This window comes from Eggerthella sinensis (genome assembly GCF_003339815.1).
Lineage (GTDB): Bacteria > Actinomycetota > Coriobacteriia > Coriobacteriales > Eggerthellaceae > Eggerthella > Eggerthella sinensis.
In genome coordinates, this window is the sequence record NZ_PPTT01000008.1 from 41,317 (window position 1) to 58,301 (window position 16,985).

The 16,985-nt window shown below is 66.2% G+C and carries 13 protein-coding genes; 1 reads left to right on the forward strand and 12 read right to left on the reverse strand.

Annotated features, from left to right (window positions below):
• Window positions 1–59: 59 nt before the first annotated feature.
• From glpK to C1876_RS06155, 3 genes are all read right to left on the reverse strand, one after another.
• Window positions 60–1,547, reverse strand: a complete 1,488-nt coding sequence (gene glpK, locus C1876_RS06145; RefSeq protein ID WP_114545841.1) for a glycerol kinase GlpK — start codon at window positions 1,545–1,547, stop codon at window positions 60–62.
• Window positions 1,529–2,503 carry an alpha/beta hydrolase gene (locus C1876_RS06150; protein ID WP_114545842.1) on the reverse strand — a complete coding sequence of 325 codons (975 nt, stop codon included), beginning with the start codon at window positions 2,501–2,503 and terminating at the stop codon, window positions 1,529–1,531. The genes glpK and C1876_RS06150 overlap by 19 nt, the downstream gene beginning before the upstream one ends.
• Window positions 2,504–2,955: 452 nt before the next feature.
• Window positions 2,956–3,561, reverse strand: a complete 606-nt coding sequence (locus C1876_RS06155; protein WP_114545843.1) for an L-threonylcarbamoyladenylate synthase — start codon at window positions 3,559–3,561, stop codon at window positions 2,956–2,958.
• A 237-nt stretch (window positions 3,562–3,798) separates the two neighbouring features.
• On the opposite strand from C1876_RS06155, the gene C1876_RS06160 reads away from it, so the two are divergent.
• Window positions 3,799–4,953 carry an ABC transporter substrate-binding protein gene (locus tag C1876_RS06160; protein ID WP_244910059.1) on the forward strand — a complete coding sequence of 385 codons (1,155 nt, stop codon included), beginning with the start codon at window positions 3,799–3,801 and terminating at the stop codon, window positions 4,951–4,953.
• A 70-nt stretch (window positions 4,954–5,023) separates the two neighbouring features.
• On the opposite strand, the gene C1876_RS06165 is transcribed toward C1876_RS06160, so the two are convergent.
• From C1876_RS06165 to C1876_RS06200, 9 genes are all read right to left on the reverse strand, one after another.
• The gene (locus C1876_RS06165) at window positions 5,024–5,827 is read right to left on the reverse strand and encodes an ABC transporter ATP-binding protein (protein ID WP_114545844.1); all 804 of its coding nucleotides are present in this window, start codon (window positions 5,825–5,827) and stop codon (window positions 5,024–5,026) included.
• Window positions 5,824–6,876, reverse strand: coding sequence for a FecCD family ABC transporter permease (locus tag C1876_RS06170; protein WP_244910060.1), 1,053 nt, complete (start codon window positions 6,874–6,876; stop codon window positions 5,824–5,826). Before C1876_RS06170 ends, C1876_RS06165 begins: the two co-directional genes overlap by 4 nt.
• Window positions 6,876–7,418: an FmdE family protein gene (locus C1876_RS06175; RefSeq protein ID WP_211309515.1), complete on the reverse strand. Its 543-nt coding sequence runs from the start codon at window positions 7,416–7,418 to the stop codon at window positions 6,876–6,878. The genes C1876_RS06170 and C1876_RS06175 overlap by 1 nt, the downstream gene beginning before the upstream one ends.
• 176 nt (window positions 7,419–7,594) lie before the next feature.
• Entirely contained in the window at window positions 7,595–8,326 is a 732-nt protein-coding gene (locus tag C1876_RS06180; protein ID WP_244910061.1) for an ECF transporter S component, read from the reverse strand.
• Window positions 8,323–9,789 carry an ABC transporter ATP-binding protein gene (locus C1876_RS06185; protein ID WP_114545845.1) on the reverse strand — a complete coding sequence of 489 codons (1,467 nt, stop codon included), beginning with the start codon at window positions 9,787–9,789 and terminating at the stop codon, window positions 8,323–8,325. Before C1876_RS06185 ends, C1876_RS06180 begins: the two co-directional genes overlap by 4 nt.
• Entirely contained in the window at window positions 9,777–10,646 is an 870-nt protein-coding gene (locus C1876_RS06190) for an energy-coupling factor transporter transmembrane component T family protein (RefSeq protein WP_114545846.1), read from the reverse strand. Before C1876_RS06190 ends, C1876_RS06185 begins: the two co-directional genes overlap by 13 nt.
• A 13-nt stretch (window positions 10,647–10,659) precedes the next feature.
• Window positions 10,660–10,788, reverse strand: a complete 129-nt coding sequence (locus C1876_RS18115; RefSeq protein WP_264465102.1) for a hypothetical protein — start codon at window positions 10,786–10,788, stop codon at window positions 10,660–10,662.
• 33 nt (window positions 10,789–10,821) lie between these two features.
• Window positions 10,822–11,673, reverse strand: coding sequence for a DUF4430 domain-containing protein (locus C1876_RS06195; RefSeq protein WP_114545847.1), 852 nt, complete (start codon window positions 11,671–11,673; stop codon window positions 10,822–10,824).
• Window positions 11,674–11,675: 2 nt separating this feature from the next.
• The gene (locus C1876_RS06200; RefSeq protein WP_114545848.1) at window positions 11,676–16,745 is read right to left on the reverse strand and encodes an InlB B-repeat-containing protein; all 5,070 of its coding nucleotides are present in this window, start codon (window positions 16,743–16,745) and stop codon (window positions 11,676–11,678) included.
• Window positions 16,746–16,985 lie beyond the last annotated feature (240 nt).

Below are 16,985 nucleotides of genomic sequence, written 5' to 3' on the forward strand. Positions count from 1 at the left end.
GCTGCTGAGGGAACGCAGCAGAGCGGGTTGTGCGATATCTCCAACGTGAAAGGGGCGGACTAGGACATCGTGCGGGCGACGGCGCGGGCCCAGCCTTCCAGCAGCGCGGCGTGGCGCTCGTCTTCCATACCCGGCTCGTACACGGCGTCGGAGGAGCGCAGCGCGCGCAGGCTTTCCGCGTCCTTCCAGAAGCCGGTGGCCAGGCCCGCGAGGAACGCGGCGCCGAGCGCGGTGGTCTCGGCGTTCTGCGGGCGCCGCAGCGGGGTGCGCAGGATGTCGCTTTGGAACTGCATGAGGAAGTCGTTCGCGGAGGCGCCGCCGTCCACGTTGAGCACGCTGAGCGGCACGCCGGCGTCGGCCTCCATGGCCACCACGAGGTCGCGCACCTGGTAGGCCAGCGATTCGAGCGACGCGCGCACGATGTGCGCCCGCCCCGTGCCGCGCGTGAGGCCGTAGATGGCCCCGCGCGCCTCGGCGTCCCAGTAGGGAGCGCCCAGGCCGGTGAAGGCCGGCACCACGTACACGCCCTCGGCCCCGTCCACGCTGCGGGCGATGGCCGATGTTTCGGCCACGTCGTCGATGATGCCCAGGTCGTCGCGCAGCCACTGCATGAGCGCGCCGGCCATGAACACACTGCCCTCGAGCGCGTACTCGGGACCCGCGCCGGGGCCCGACGCGGCGATGGTGGTGATGAGGTTGTGGGTGGAACGGCACGCTTCGCCGCCCGTGTGCATGAGCAGGAAGCAGCCGGTGCCGTACGTGTTCTTCGCCTGGCCGGGCTCGAAGCAGCACTGCCCGAACAGGGCCGCCTGCTGATCGCCCGCCACGCCGCAGATGGGCACGTTCGGCACGATGCCGGTGGAGGCCGTGCGGCCGAACTCCCCCGACGAGGGGCGCACGTCGGGAAGCAGCGACGCCGGGATGTCGAACAGGTCGAGCAGCCACGGGTCCCACCGCAGCTCGTGGATGTTGTACAGCATGGTGCGGCTGGCGTTCGTCACGTCGGTGGCGTGCACGCGGCCTTGCGTGAGCGTCCAGATGAGCCACGTGTCCACGGTGCCGAAGGCGAGCTTGCCGGCTTCGGCGTCGGCGCGGGCGCCTTCAACGTTGTCGAGGATCCACTTGATCTTGCTGGCGGAGAAGTAGGCGTCGGGCACGAGGCCCGTCTTGTCGGCGATGGTGCGCGCGACCTCGGGGTCGGCGGCGAGCTCGTCGATGATGGGCGCCGTGCGGCGGCACTGCCACACGATGGCGTTCATCACGGGCTCCCCCGTTTCGCGATTCCACACCACGGTGGTCTCGCGTTGGTTCGTGATGCCGATGCTGTCGATGTCGTCCGAGGCGAGGTTGTGCGCCACGAGCAGCTCGGTGAGCGCACCGAGCTGGGACGACAGAATGTCGCGCGGGTCGTGTTCCACCCACCCGGGCTGGGGGTAGATCTGCGGAAACGGGTTCTGCACCGCATCGACGACGTGACCGAGCGCGTCGACGAGCATGGCGCGCGACGAGGTGGTTCCCTGATCGAGCGCTACGACGTACTTTGGCATGCATGCTCCTCAATCCATGTGACCACGTCAGTATAAACCTGGGCCCGTCCCGGTTCGTTGAGGATTTCGTGGCGCATGCCGTCGTACAGCTTCACCTCCACGTCCTGCACGCCGGCGCGGCGCAGCAGCTCGGCCGCCGCCTGCACGCCCTTGCCGTTGCCCCCCACCGGGTCCTCGGCACCGGCGATGAACAGCACCGGCAGGTCCTTCGGCACCTTCGCCGCACACGACGGCGACACCACTTCGCCCGTGAGGTCGGTGAGCGTGGCGTAGCCGCCGACGGAGAACATGGCGCCGCACAGCTCGTCGGCGATGTAGGCGTCCACGACGGCCGGGTCGGTGGAAATCCAATCCGTCGACGTGCGCGGGTTCTCGATTTGCTTGGCGAACGCGCCCACGCCCATGTTGTCGAGCAGGGTGCTGCGGTAGGCCGGCCCCTTCGTCTTCGCGAGGAAGCGCGCCAGCGCGTTGCCCGCCTTCGACAGGACGAGCGGCTGCTGGCCCGTGCCGCAGATCACCGCGGCGGCCACGTCCTCGCCGTGGCGCGCGAGGTAGGCGCGCACGATGAAGCTGCCCATGGAGTGCCCGAACAGGATGTAGGGCGTTTGGCGGGAGTAGCGCGCCGTGACGGTTTTGCGCAGCTCGTGAACGTCCTCGATGAGGATCTCCTTGCCGTCCGGCGGCAGGCAGCCCAGCTCGTCGGCGCTGCTCACGCTCTTGCCGTGGCCGATGTGGTCGGCGGCGCACACCACGAACCCGTGCCCCACGAGGAAGCGGGCGAACTCGTCGTAGCGGCCCACGTGCTCCACCATGCCGTGGGCGATTTGGATGACGCCGCGCGGGGGCTTGCGCCGTCCGCCGCGCACGCGTGCCGGCTCCCATACGAGCCCTTTGATGGTGGACGTCCCGTCGTGGGACAGAAAGCCGATGGGCGCCACTGCAACCGCTGTTTCCATATGTGATCCCCTCCCCAGGAGTTTTCTCTAGTATAGCGGAGCGGTGCGCCGCGGCGGGCGACGGGGACGAAGGAGGGGGCCTCCGGAGCGAAACCGTTACGAAGGGGCGCCGAACCGCGCGCCGATGCAGCGGCAGGAGGCGCACGTCGACCGCCAGGGCGCGCGCCTCGACCCCAGCAGCGTTCAACGTCGAACCCGGCCCCTCGATGGCAAACCGCCATTGATGTTGGGGGCCTTGGACAAAAACGCGTCGATTCTCTATCCTCACTTGAAAATAGATAAAATGCCGAAGCCGTGACCAGGGGATTTGGAACACGATGCTTCTGACAGCCGTGAAATGGCTCGGCAAACGCCGAAAAACTAGAGAATCGGCGCGTTTTTGTCCAGGCGATACGAGGCCTTATGCTAAGCAGTTCGGCAAAGGACTGCACACATCCGGCAAGCGCCGCGCGTCAGGAAAGGGCCGCGATGGCGGCGGGCGTGACGGCGCCCTCGCGGACGATGCGCGGCGCGTCGCCGGTGCAGTCGATGACGGTGGACGCGACGCCGCTCTTGTCGTCGTCGGCCTCGTCGGCGAGGACCACGTTGACGCGGGCCGCGAGCTGGGGGTCGAGGGCGTCGATGGCGCCGGGGGCCGCCTCGCCCGAGGGGTTCGCCGAGGTGGTGGCAAGCGGGCAGCCGACAGCCTCGATGAGGGCGAGGGCCGTTGCGCTGTCGGGCATGCGCAGGCCGATGGAGCCGGCGGCCGAGCGAAACGCGGGCGGCACGGCGTCGCTCGCCTCCACGATGAGCGTGAGGGCACCGGGCCAGTAGGCGCGCGCCAGCTTGCGAGCCAGGTCGGGCACGTGCGCGCCGTAGCGGTCGAGGTCGTCGCAGCCTGCCACGAGCCAGGAGATGGGCTTGCCGCGGTCACGCTCCTTCAGGGAGTACAGCACGTCGGGGCCGGCGACGGCCTCCACCGACACGCCCAGGCCGTACACGGTTTCGGTGGGGAAAATGACCGCCTCGCCGCGTTTGAGTGCGGAGGCGGCTTCGTCGAGCGAGCGGGGCGTTGGCATGAGCGGTCCTTCCCTGGTTGAGTCGAAGGGCATTGTAGCACGCGCGCGGCGATGCGGGGCGTGCTGCGGAAGGCGGTGCGCTCGCACCGGCCGCCGTCCGACGGCACGCCCCCACCGCCCGACGCCTCCTAACGGCGCCCACCGCCTTCTCCCCGCCTCCCGCATCCCAGCAGTGTTACGAATTTCATTTTCGTGTTACCATACGCATCAGTATCGCCGTATCGAAAGGATTTCCTCATGGATCAACGCAAGGAACGGGGGCGCATCGTCGGCAAACTGGCGGCGCTGATGGCCGCCGGCATGCTGGCGGTTTCGCTCGCCGCGTGCAGCGCGCCGCCGACCGACGAGGCGCACAACGGGGCGGCCGCGCAGGAGCAGGCCGCCACGCGCACCGTCACCGACATGGTGGGACGCAGCGTCGAAGTGCCCGCCGAGGCCGACAAGATCATCGGCATCGGCTCGAGCTCGCTGCGCCTCATCTCATACTTGGACGCCGTCGACAAGGTGGTAGGCGTCGAACAGTCCGAGCTCGAGGACAACGTGACCTGCAGCTACCGCCACGTGAACCACGACACGTTCAAGGATCTGCCCGTCATCGGCGACGGCGGCTCGAAGGGCACCACTCCCAACGAGGAGGCCATCATGCAGGTGGCACCCGACGTGATATTCGCCTCCATCGACAAGGACGCGGCCGATGCGCTGCAGGAGAAAACGGGCATCCCCGTGGTGTGTCTCACGCTGAGCGACATCGTGTTCGACCAGGTGTTCTACGACAACGTCAACCTGATGGGCGACATCGTGGGCAAGCGGGACCGCGCCGAGGAGATCGTCGCCTACATGCAGGACACGCAGGCCGACCTCGAGAAGCGCACGGCGGGCATCGCCGATGCCGACCGCATCACCGCATACGCCGCGGGCATCAGCTTCCGCGGAGGCCACGGGTTCGCGGGCACCGAAGCGCACTTCCCGCCCTTCGAGGAAACGAACGTGCAGAACATCGCCGATGTCGAGGGGGCGAACGGAGCCTTCGACATCGACCTCGAAAAGGTGGCTGCCGCACAACCGGACTGCATCTTCGTCGAGGGCGGCAACCTCCCCCTCATCAAGGAGGATTACGACGCCAACCCCGCCTACTTCGCGGCGCTCGACGCCGTGCAGGACAAGAAGACCTACACGCTCATCTCCTACCGCTTCTACGCCACGAACATCGAGCTGGCGCTGGCGAACTGCTACCAGGTGGGCGCCGTCGCCTACCCCGAGCAGTTCAAGGACGTCGATCCCACGCAGAAGCTCGACGAGATCACCGAGTTCTTCCTCGGCAAGAAGCTGTCCGGCGATCTTTCGGCGGAGGGCTACGAGTTCAAACAGGTCGACCTCGCGAACATCGCGTAACGCACCGCACCGCACAAGACGCGCGAAAGGGCCCTCAGGGGCCCTTTCGTCATGCTGCGGGGGTATCCTCCTATGCAACCGCGGCGTCGACGGGGACGGCCACGGGTACGCCGGCCACCTCTTCGATGCGGAACGACACGTCATAGGTTGCCGAAAGCGTCTCGCCCGTGACGACGTCGCGGCCGCCCCGCGCCACGACCGCGCCGTCGCGCACGAGAAGGAAGCGGTCGCAGAAGCGCAGGGCGAGGTTGATGTCGTGGATGACGAGCACCGTGGCCAGCGCGCCCTGCCGCGTGATGGAGCGCACGATGTCGAGCACTTCGAGCTGGTTCTTGGGGTCGAGGGCGCTCGTAGGCTCGTCGAGCAGCAGCACCTCGGGCTCCTGCGCAAGCGCGCGGGCGATGTACACCTTCTGGCGTTCACCGCCCGACAGCTCGTCGAGAAAGCGCGCGGAGAACGGCTCGAGCCCCAGCCGGTCGATGGTTTCGGCCACCACCGCGCGATCGCGGTCGGACAGCGCCCAGCCGACGTGGGGACGGCGGCCGAGCAGCACCTGGTCGTACACGCTCAGGTGCGGAATGCGCTGTTGTTGAGCCACGTAGGCGATGTGCCGGGCGATCTCGCGACGGTTGAGCGATGCGAGCGGGCGCCCCGCGACGTCCACCGTCCCGCACGTCGGCTTGACGATGCCGGCCAGCACGTTGAGCAGCGTCAACTTGCCCGCGCCGTTGTTGCCGAGGATGCCGAGCACCGAGCCCGTCTTCGCCTCGAAGTCAACGCCGTCGAACACGGTGCCGACGCTCGCGGGATAGGCGTACGACAGCCCGCGCGCGGCAAGCGCCGCCGACGCGTCGCCCGCTTGTCTTCCGTTCATCGTTTGTACCCCCGATACAGCAGGTAAAGGAACAGCGGCGCGCCGAGAAACGACGTGATGGCGCCGATGGGCAGGATGATGGGCGATATGACCATGCGCGCCGCCAGATCGCTTGCCAGCATGATGATCGACCCCAGCACGAGCGACGCCGGCAGCAGGAAGCGGTAGTCGTCGCCCACGAGCCGTCGCGCGATGTGCGGCGCGATGAGGCCGATGAAGTTGATGAGCCCCACGAACGACACCATGACCGCCGCCATGAGCGACGCGGCGATCACGCCCGCCACGCGCGTGCGCTTCACGTCCACTCCGAGACCGCCCGCCACGTGGCCGCCGTTCTGCAGCGCGTTGTAGTTCCAACGGTTCGCGAAGAAGTAGCCGGCGCACACGACGCCGACCAACGCCATGAACCCTATCTGCGACCACGTGGCGCGGCCGAGATCGCCGAACTGCCAGAATATGACCTTCGTGAGCTCAAGATCGTCGGAGAAGTACTGGATGATGGTGGAAGCTCCGGCCCACAGCGCGGAAAGCGCCACGCCCACGAGGATGATGCTCTCGGGACTGGAAAAGCCCAACCGCGAGAACGCCAGCACGATCACGCTGGAAACCATGGCGCCCGCGAACGCGAAGACGGCGACGGTGCCCATGCCGACGTTCGTGGACGATCCGGCGAACGCGGGGATGATGAGCAGGATGGCTATCGTGGCGCCGAACGCGGCGCCCTGCGAGATGCCCACGGTCGATGCGGAAGCGAGCGGATTCTCGAGCACGCTCTGCAGCACGGCACCGGCCAACGCGAGGCCGGCGCCCGCCACGATGGCGCACACCACGCGCGGCAGGCGGATGGAGCGCACCGTCATGACGTCCTGAGCCGAGCCGAAGCCGAACAGCGCCTGCGCGCTTTCCGCAACGCCCATGTTCGAGGCTCCGCTGGCAAGCGCCACGAGCGCCACGAACACGCACGCGGCAGCCAATGCGGCCACCACGAGCCAATGGCGGCGCTCGATGCCGCGCTGCCTATCGGATATTCGTACGGCGCGCGAGGGCACTAAAACCCTTCCCGCTCGTATGCGTCGTAACAGTCGAGGCACACAAGCGCGCCGCCCTGCACCCGCAGGCCGAATTCAGCCGTGGACTCGCCGCAAACCGCGCACGCCTGCGAAGGGAACAGACGCGCCGGCTCAGGCAGGCCGTACGACGGCTGCTCCACCTTGAACAGCTGGTCGTAGGGGGTGCTCAGCAGGTAGTCCTGGTATTCGGCACGGCTCATGCGCTCGTTCTTCGCCTCGAGGACGAGGCGAACCTGACGATCGGTTCCACGCACGAAGAACGAGAACGCCATCTTGCCGCGCAGCCGCGGGATGAGGTTCGACTTGCCGAAGGTGCATCCCAACAGCACCTGCACGGCATCGACCCCGCATGCGTCGTTCTCGGTGACGCACACGATCTCCTCGTCCACCGCCGGCAGCCGCGAGGCATCGAGCCCCAGTTCGGCAAGGGCCCCCTCGCACGCCTTGAACCCGATGGCGAGGCCCGGGCACCGATGTCCGTGGAAGTCGGCAACCTTGAGCCACAGCGATTCGTCCAGCATGTTCTTCTCCTTTGAGTAAGTCCTCCTGATGCGGAAATGGTAACACAATTCTAGAATTCGTAACACTGAGAGGATGGGAGGAGGCCATGGGGAGGACGATCGGGAAGGTCAGCGGCGTGGGGCGCGGGCTCGAGCGCGCCGTGGGCTCGGGCGCTGTGGGCTCGAGCGCTCTGGACTCAGCGCGCGGGGTCGTCGAGGACGAGCGCGTACTTCCGCTTGATGCGGTCGAGCTTCTTGCGCCACGGAGCGTAGAGCACGGCGAGGAACACGACCGTGGCAATGCCGTGCGTGACGTCGAACGGCAGGGCCGCGACGAAGGACAGAACGACGGCCTCCCAGGCGAAGGGATGCACGAAGCCGATGGCGTACCAGCCGTTGAGCAGCAGGCCGTACAGCAGGGCGGACAAAAAGCCGTAGGCGTAGAGCACGAGCGGCTTGTCGAGCCAGCCGCGATCGGCCAGCACGCCGGCGAGGTAGCCCACGAGGCCCCAGGCGTACATCTGCCACGGCGTCCAGGGGCCCTGTCCGAAGAAGAAGTTGGACACGAGCGCGGCGAGCGCTCCCACGAGGAAGCCGCTGCGCCGGCCGAACACGGCGCCGGCGAGGATGCAGATGGCCGAAACCGGCTTGAAGTCGGGGATGGGCGCGAACAGCACGCGGCCCGCCGCGCCGAGCGCGCCGAGCACCACCGTGGGCATGATCTGGCGCAACGATGGCCGCGACGCCTCGAAGCTGGCGAAGAACACGCCCACTGCCGCAAACGCCACGACCACGGTGAGCAGGGCGCCCTGCTCCACCCCGAAGTAGGCGCATGCGCCCAAGACGAGCGGCACGGCGACGAGGGCCGGCACCTCGAGGGCCGCCAGGATGCGCGCCGTCATCGGCGGATGCGCAGCGGGACGGCTCATGCGCGCTCCTCGCGCCACAGCCGGGCGAACGCGTCGTCGGCCGGGCGGTAGAACAGGTTGCCCGCGAAGAACGCCGCCGTGGGCTCGGTGCAGGCGGCCTCGCCGTCGAACAGCATGGTGGTGCGGTCCGACACGAGCGCGGCGAACGCGAGGTCGTGCGTGGCGAGCACGACGGTGGCGCCGGCCCGCGCGCGGTCGCGCAAGGCGTCGGCCACGAGCAGCTTCGACGGCGCGTCGAGGCCCTTCGTGGGCTCGTCGAGCAGCAGCAGGTCGGGGTCGGTGAGCAGCAGCTTCGCGAAGGCGAGCAGCTGCTGCTGGCCGCCCGAGAGGTCGTAGGGATGGTTCGTCGCTCGCTTGTCCAGCCCGAAACGCTCAAGCTGCGCGGCGACGGCCTCGTCGGCGTAGCCGCAGTTCGTCTGCCATTCGCGCAGCTCTTCGGCCACCGTGTCGCACACGAACAAGGCCTTCGGATCTTGCGGAAGCAGCGCCTGGCGCGCAGACAGCGCGTTGACCACGCGGCCGCGCTCGGGCTTCAACACGCCCGCGGCCGCCCGCAGCAGCGTCGACTTCCCGCAGCCGTTGCCGCCCACGACGGCATGGATGTCGCCCGCCGCGACGTCGAGGTCGCAGCCGCGAAGCACCCAGGACGCGTCCCGCGCGTAGCGCACGTAGGCGTCGCTGAGCGAGAGGGAGGGAGGGCGCGAGGAGTCGCGGGCGCCGGCCCCCTCCCCCTTTGCGCCGAGCAGGGGGCGTGCGACTCCCGAAGGTGCGCGCTCGGAGCAAAGGGCGAGGGGATGCATCCGCCCGTCCCGCAGCTCCACCACGTCGGTGGCGTAGTCGGTCATCGCCTCGGGGGCATGGGTTGCCACCACGACGGTGATGCCGAGCTCGCGGTTCACGCGGAACAGCGCGTGCAGGAAGTTCTTCTCGGCCACCGGGTCGAGCTGGGAGGTGGGCTCGTCGAGCAACAGGAGGCGCGGCTGCATGGCCAGCGTGCCGGCCAGGGTGACCATCTGCTTCTGGCCGCCCGACAGCTCGTCGATGGCGCGGCGAAACCACGGCTCGATGCCGAAGAAGTGCGCCACCTCGGCCACGCGGCGGCGCATCGCGTCCTGCGCCACGCCGAGGTTCTCCAGCCCGAAGGCCAGCTCGTGCCACACCGTGTCGCACACGATCTGATTTTCGGGGCTCTGCGCCACGTAGCCCACCGTCGACGCGGCCTCGCCCGCATCCAGCTCGTCGACGGGGCGTCCGAACACGCGAATCGACCCCGCGCGCTCCCCCGCCGGCGCGATCGCCGGCGTGCAGCAGCGCAAGAGCGTGGTCTTGCCGCTGCCGGTCGCGCCCACCATGAGCTGGAACGCGCCTTCTTCCACGCGCCAATCGAGCGGGCCGATGCCCGCCGACGCGTCCGGATACGAGAACGAGAAACCGCTCGCCTCGAGGGCCATCACGCCCGCCATCGCATGCGCTCCTTCGTCGTCATCGCAATCGGCAGGGCTGCGAACAGCGCATACGGCAGATAGCTCCACCAGGGCGCCCAGCCGCCGATCGTCGGATAGAAATGAAACAACGTGCAGGCCGTCCACGCCGCGCCCGCAGCCGCAAGCGCGAGCGCGCCCAGGCACGCAAGCGCCGCCGCGTCGAAGCGCCGGAACCGGTACCGCGCGTACGTCGTGCGGCGGGCGCTCGCTCCCCACCCGCGCGCCTTCATGGCGCTCGCCGTATCGAGCGAGTCCTCCATGCTCCATCCCATGAGCACCGAGGTCAGGCGCAGGTAGCCGCGCGCCGCGCCGCGCTTGCCCTGCGTCGCCGCGCGCGAGGCCGTGCACGCGCGCTGCACGTCGCCGATGTCGGAACCGCGGCGCACGAACTGCGGCACGAGGCGCGCCGTCATCGACAGCATGAGGCCGATCGTGGGGGCGACGCCGCCGAACAGCGCCATGACCTTGTCGGACGTGAGCACCGTCGAGGCATTCGAGAACAGCATGAGCACGCATGCCAGCATGAGGCCCATGCAGCCGCCGTAGAAGAAACTCTCGAGGTAGAACGCCCGCAGCCCGATGCGGAACAGCTCGGTGGAGCCGGACGAGGAGAACAACGGATTCGCCAGCGCGACGATCACGATGAGGGGCAGCTGCCAGGCGAACGAGCGCCCCGTCGCGCGCCACCCGCGCAGCACGATGCTGTACGCGAGCGCGCCGACGAACGAGATGGCCAGGTAGACCGGCTGCATCGCCGTCATGCTCAGCACGATGAAGGCGGCGAAGTAGCAGAACGCCACGACGGGATGGAACAGATCGAACGCCGTGCGCTTCATGCCGAGCGCGTCCTTACGCGTGCACGGTCTGCGTGATCGAAATGACCACGAGCACCGCGAAGATCACCGCAAGCACCGCCATGACGATAGCCACCCTACGATTGCCGAACACCGTCTTCACCCTTTCGTCGAACTCGAACACGCCTCAACGGCGTTTCCCTAGCATCTTAGCAGTCTACGTGACGTAGAACCACTGTACGTTGTCGCCGTCCTGCAGCACGTACCCGCTGCAGGCGATACCCGGCGTCGTGCCGTTGACGGAGTACATCCAGCCGCTTTTCGCCCCGTGCTCCTTCTCGGCCAACCCACCGATGGCGCTCACGTAAATGCCGAACTGGGACGATGCCGCATTCACTGACAGCCCGCACGCCATGAGCGCGTCGTAGGCCGTCGCGCCCGGCGAGAATGTCGCCGTCGCGCCGCCCGATACCGGGTTGCCCACCGCCGACGAGCTGACGCCCACCGAGACGGTGACCGTCGCAGGCGCGGTCGAACCCGATCCGCCGCCCGAAGGCGCCGGGTCCGGGTCGGGAGACGGTGCCGACGTTGAGCCGGACGGCGACGCGCCGCCCGCATCGGACGAGCCCGCCGCATCCGCACCTCCCTCGGAGGAAGCGGCCGACGACGCGTCCGAGGACGGCGACGCGCCGGCATCGGCCGACGACGCGTCCCCCTCGTCCGATGCTGCCGCATCTCCTTCGCCTTCGCCCTTGTCCTCGCTCTCGTTCGCATCGCCCTTGTCGGACGAAGCGAGTGCGCCGGTCGAGGCGGAAACCTCGGGCACCGCGGCCCTTGACGCTTCCGGCTGCTCGACCGACGGAAGCAGGAACGCCGCCGAGACGGCGATGAGGGCCACGGATAGCGCGCCCACCACGGCCGCCGCGATACGCTGCCGCGGCTTGAGCCCGCGCCGCGGCGATGCCTCAGACTCGGTGGGCGGCACGGCGTCGCCTTCCGCGCGCGCCGCCGTCGTTGCGCGGCGCGCCTCGTCGTCGAGCGGCGTCTCCCGTTTCGTCTCGTCGGTCACCGCTACGACGCCTCCCCGTTGCGACGGCGCGTGCGCACCACGTACACGGTTGCGCCGATCAGCCCGATCACGCCAAGCGCCACACCGCCCATCGCCCACGGGTTCACGCCATCGTGCTGCTCGCCGGCGCCCGTGTCGGCGTCAACGCCCGCCGACGTCGCCTTCGCGCGGTCTTCCGAGCGCGTTGACGCGTCGGCCTTCTGCTCCGCCTTCTTCTCGGTCTCCTGCTTGTCGTCGTCCGTCTTGGCCGATTCCTGCGTCAGGGGAGCATGCGTCGCCGCAGGCGCGCCGCCCGCCGGCAGCGGCTTCGCATACGGCGCAGGGGAATCCTGCGGGTCGTCTGCCCCGCCGTTGCTCGACCCGCCCTGCTCATGGTCGTCCCCACCCGGCTGTTCGGGATCATGTTTGTTGTCGTCTCCGCCTTCGTTGCCGTCCTGCTTCTTATCCCACTTGGCATGCAGCGTCATCGCGCCCGTCACCGGCGCATCGAAATCCCAAGCCTTCGTGCATCCTTCATCGACGAACCAACCGGCAAACGTATACCCCTCCCGCACAGGATCGGCGGGGGCGGACACTTTCTCGTTCGGAGCGACGAAGGACACCCCGACGATCGTCCCGCCTTTGGAGTCGAACGTAACGCGAATCTTGCTGGAGTGCTTGAGCGCAATGAGGTAGCCGGAATCGTTGGTGTAGTACAACGTGCCATCGGCTCCGACGGCAACCGAAGCCATGCAGTAGTTCGCTAACGTCCCTTCCGGATGATAGATCAGGCCCGCGCTCGTATCGCCCAAACGATACTGGTACACGCCGCCCGGCACGGAGTTGCACGTGAAGTACGCATAGGTTTCGCCGTTTACCTGGGCAATCACCGGAGCCGACTTCGCGTCTGCGGGAAGCCACGACCCATCGTCGACCCTATCGACCCGGTTTTCCAAGGTCATGGTTGCCGCGTCGATGACGGCAATCACTCCGTAATACGATATTCCGCCCCAGTCGTTGTTGTAACCCTCGGTAGAAGAGCCGCACGCGACGATCTTTCCGTTGCTCGTCAGCGAAGGAGTCGATGTGCTCGAGCTGCCGAATTTTACGCTTCCGGCGTGTGTCAAGGCTCCGTCGGCAGCGACGGACAGCTTATGCAGCACGCCGTCGTTCGACACCACGTACAGCGTCGTGCCGTCGGCGTCTGCAATCACAGTTGAGCGAACGCGTACTCCCAAATCGAGGGATGCCACCACGTCGCCGGACGCAGGATCGAGCGCGCGTACCACACCATTGTCGTCAGCGACCACGAGATAGGGACCCGCCGAAGCCGCTCCGGACCAATAGTATCCGGCATCGCTGTTCTTGTTGATCCACTTCGTCTCACCCGTAGCCAAGTCGACGCAGAGATAGTATCCGCCGTAGCTCGTCGTCCAGTCGGCAGCGGCCGTTCCATAGTACACGCACCCATCACGGACGGTGAGCGTGGTGAGCGATTGCTGAGAGCCACCGGTCATATGTGCGGGAAGTTCGTCCGTCAACCAGACGGTAACCAAGTCGTCGGCCGTCAAAGCCTGCAGACGACCGCCCGACAGTGGCACGACGATGAGGCCGTCGGCATACACGATACGCGATGTCGTATTGATGGACACGGCGAGCGTCGCCTGCTTCTTCGTCTCGCCCGTAGCGGCATCCTTGATGTAGAGGGTGTTTCCGGCGGCAATGTAAACATCTCCGTTGACGAGGATGGGGTCGGACACGCCCTTCGAGTACTCCGAACTGTCTTTCAGAGCGGAAGACCACGCCAGGTCCGTCGTATCGACCGGCGTCTTCGCATCGGTCGAAGGCCCGGAAGCGCTGCCGCCTGCGTACCCGGGCCACGCAGCGCTGTCATCGTAATCGGGACGAGGCGCATCGGGAACGATCTCGATGTCGGACGGCTTCTCGGAGCCGTCGTTGACAAGGTACACGAGTTCGATCGTGTCACCGTCCTGCAGCTTATACCCTGTCGGATAGCTGCTCGCGAACGTTCCGTTGACCTTGAACGACCAGTAGTTGTAGTTGTATCCACCAAGATGCTCCGCCGCGAGCGGAACGCCGCCGGGCGGCGTGATGGAATAGGGAACCCACCCGTCCTGCAAACTGTACGAATAGTACGCACGCTGAAGAAGCTCGCTGAACACGTCCCATGCGGAGACGTTCTTATCGCTTTGCCATTCGTATTCAGTCAGGGGGATCCAGTCCTCGAGCGAATACTGCCCATCGCTATCCCGTTCGGAAATGCCCGTCACCTTGACGGTTGCCGAAAGAGCACCCGCCACTACCTTGACGGGAGTACTCTTCGCGGGCGAACCCAGCGCATTCGCCTCGACGAAAACGTATGAGCCTTCGAGACCGCGAGCCAATTTCAGAGCGCCCGTCTTTGCATCGAAGCCGCTCAGCTCCTTCGCGTTCGTTCCGTCCGCGTTGTCAGATGAATACCATGTGTAGCCGACGTAGGCATCCGACGGAACGGCCTTCTCGAACTCGCCTTCTTGGTACTTCGGGGAAGGCAGGAGCGTGGCGCCAACCCGATAGCCCTCTGCATCGGAAGACAATGCAACCGACGAGAGGTCGTAGGTGACGGAAGGCTCGCTCACCGGGCCGATAGCGTACACGTAGGGGCGCGTGAATTTCGTCGAGGCAATCTCGTTCTGACTCGTAACCACAACGCGCAGATACTTGTTCTTCATGGTGGCGGTGGGCACGTACACGCTGCTCGTCGCGCCGGCGATGTCGTAAAAGCGGCTGTCCGACGTCGTGTTTGCAATTGAGGTGTATTGCCACTGGTAGGACACGGCGTCGTCGGAGCCTAGTTCCACCGCGTTGCTTGCGCTCGTTCCCTTTTTGACCGTCGCCATAAGCGGCACGCCAACCGTCGGCTTCCCAGAAACCGCGTTGTCGACGGAGACGCTGTACAGGCGAACCGCATTCGGAACGGAAACCTTGACGCCCGTAACGCCGGAGACATCGGCCCCACGTTCGTCAACGATTGTCGCCACCAGATACTTGTCCTTGAGCGCCATCGCATTTTCGTTCGTCACGGAGAAGCTGGCATCTTGAGCTCCCGTGATGCGCCTCGGGCTGGACCCGCTGGCATACTCGCTCGTATACCACGCGAACGACAGGCCTGCGGACAGCACCTCGCTCGTGATGTCTTTGCCAGCAGAATCGTAGGCATGGGCGCTCAGCGTGCTGCCGGGGATGACACGACCGTTCGCGTCGGAATTGGTCAGCTCGACCTTGCTCACGCTCAAGGCGCTTGCAGCTGCAATTTGCTTGGTTACGTGCAGTTCGTACGTATCGACACCGGCTGACACCTCGCAGGTGAGGTACTTGCCCTGGTAAGCCTCGGTGATCTCGAACGACGCTTTGTGGGCATTGCCATCGGTCAGTTCGGCGAACGTGCCGTTCGCAGCATCGGCCACCTTCCACGTGCAGGTGAGGCTCTCGACGGGAATGAGACCGCCTTTCATATTGGCCTCGGTGCTCTCGTACACGTGCAGGCCGATCGTGTCGCCGACCTTGTAGTAGTTGCTCTCCACATCCCCATCGGTGACGTTCGAGAACAGCGCGAGCTTGATATCGTACACGCCGACAGGCTTGATGGGCCCGACCGAGCTCGACGGGCCCGTGGTGTTGTCGCCCGCATCGGCCTTGACGCGCACCCAGCACGCGCCGTCGGCATCCGTCAGCTCAAGCCTGTCATCGCCCTTCGCGCCGACCTTCTTCACCGTCCACGTTTTGTCCGACCCATAGATCGGGTTGGTCTTGCACACCTCCCACGTGTAGCTGACGTACTTGTTGTCCACCTTGGTCTGCGAGTAATAGTCACCTGTGAAAGCGCTTGCGGTCAGCGTGGTGGGCGTGGTCGAAGAGGTTTTCGTCACCGATGCGCTGACCAGCGTGTACACGCCCTCGGCCAGGATACGTCCCGCCTCGGTCGCATGCGACGAGCCTCCGTCTTTCGCCGTGGCAACCACCTTGAGGTACTTGCCGGCGAAAGAGCCCACGGTATACGTGTCGCCAACAAAGACTTCCCTGAACTCCCCGTCTGCGCTCTCGGCTACCTGCCAGGAGAAATCCACCTTGTCGCCGTAGTACATTGTAGAAGGGTCTTCGCTATCATAGGCGGCCGCCTTGATCACATCGCCCACGTGAGCGTCAGGGACGCTTTCGTAGTCGCTGCCGAAGTCGGCTCCGTTGTAGGCAAGGACCACATTGCTGACGGTGATCGCCCCATCCGCAACCACCGGGCCGGGCGTGTAGGTCGCTGAAGACGCGGGCGTCGAGAGCCACGAACCCGGCCCGTACAGAACCTGCCCATCACCGGTCACCTTGACGCGAATATACTTTCCGACAACCTGGTCGAGCAGGTCTTCGGTCACGGTCAACGACGGTCCGGTCTGCCCCGCAATCGGAACGTACGCCGAGTCGGGATCGCTTTTTTCGTTGCCAGCAAGCCACTGATAACTCCAACCGCTTTGGGCGGGAATGCGGTTGTCCGAATAGGAGGCGCCATCGTACGCATTCGCGTACATCGTCTGACCCACCTTGATCTTCGTATCCTTCGTGCGTTCGTATTCGTCCGTCTCATCCGCCGAATCCTGGATGATGATGTAGGACTCGTCGTTAAGCGCGGTTACCGTCGCAGCCTCGGCAGCAACGTCCGAACCATCCGAAGCAGGAGGCTCCTCCGCAGAGAGCGCCACTGGACGATCGAGTTCCGATCCGACCGGATCCGCTATCGCAGGCTCCTCGTCTGGCGATTCGACGATCTCGCCATCGGGAGACGAGGAGAGCGAATCGTTCTGAGACGCGTCCAGAGGCGCATCGAGGGAGACCGCATCATCTGTCGTTGGGTCGTCGACCGGTTGAACGGTCGCCTTCTCCTCAGCCGATGCCGTAGAGGTGGCGTCGGCTTCCCCATCGCTTGCCCAGGCGGGGCTGGGGACGAGCGATACGGCAAGCACGCAGGCCAGCAGGATCGACAGGAGCTTCTGGGGGATGCTCGCGCCTGAATCGGCACGCGCGGACAAAGAACCGATGGTCATCGGAACCTCTCTTTCCAGGGCTTCGAGGTATGATGGCAGGTATTCCGACTTTGCTTCATCTGAGACGGGGCAGCGCTGCCGCGCGCTGTCTGGTTCCGCTCATCGGCGTTTACGGTTACTGGTATAGCGCGGGATTTCCACCCGCATTCCCCTCGGACCGTCTCATCGACGGCTCGGCGCCGCGCCCGGCGCGCCAATCGTAGCCAACTTAACTTGTACCGGAGCATTCTACCATCGTTT

Excerpts from the sequence above, each read along its gene's own strand:
- glpK (WP_114545841.1), bottom strand. The coding sequence starts at position 1,547 with ATGCCAAAGTACGTCGTAGCGCTCGATCAGGGAACCACCTCGTCGCGC.
- C1876_RS06150 (WP_114545842.1), bottom strand. The coding sequence starts at position 2,503 with ATGGAAACAGCGGTTGCAGTGGCGCCCATCGGCTTTCTGTCCCACGAC.
- C1876_RS06155 (WP_114545843.1), bottom strand. The coding sequence starts at position 3,561 with ATGCCAACGCCCCGCTCGCTCGACGAAGCCGCCTCCGCACTCAAACGC.
- C1876_RS06160 (WP_244910059.1), top strand. The coding sequence starts at position 3,799 with ATGGATCAACGCAAGGAACGGGGGCGCATCGTCGGCAAACTGGCGGCG.
- C1876_RS06165 (WP_114545844.1), bottom strand. The coding sequence starts at position 5,827 with ATGAACGGAAGACAAGCGGGCGACGCGTCGGCGGCGCTTGCCGCGCGC.
- C1876_RS06175 (WP_211309515.1), bottom strand. The coding sequence starts at position 7,418 with ATGCTGGACGAATCGCTGTGGCTCAAGGTTGCCGACTTCCACGGACAT.
- C1876_RS06180 (WP_244910061.1), bottom strand. The coding sequence starts at position 8,326 with ATGAGCCGTCCCGCTGCGCATCCGCCGATGACGGCGCGCATCCTGGCG.
- C1876_RS06185 (WP_114545845.1), bottom strand. The coding sequence starts at position 9,789 with ATGGCGGGCGTGATGGCCCTCGAGGCGAGCGGTTTCTCGTTCTCGTAT.
- C1876_RS06190 (WP_114545846.1), bottom strand. The coding sequence starts at position 10,646 with ATGAAGCGCACGGCGTTCGATCTGTTCCATCCCGTCGTGGCGTTCTGC.
- C1876_RS06200 (WP_114545848.1), bottom strand. The coding sequence starts at position 16,745 with ATGACCATCGGTTCTTTGTCCGCGCGTGCCGATTCAGGCGCGAGCATC.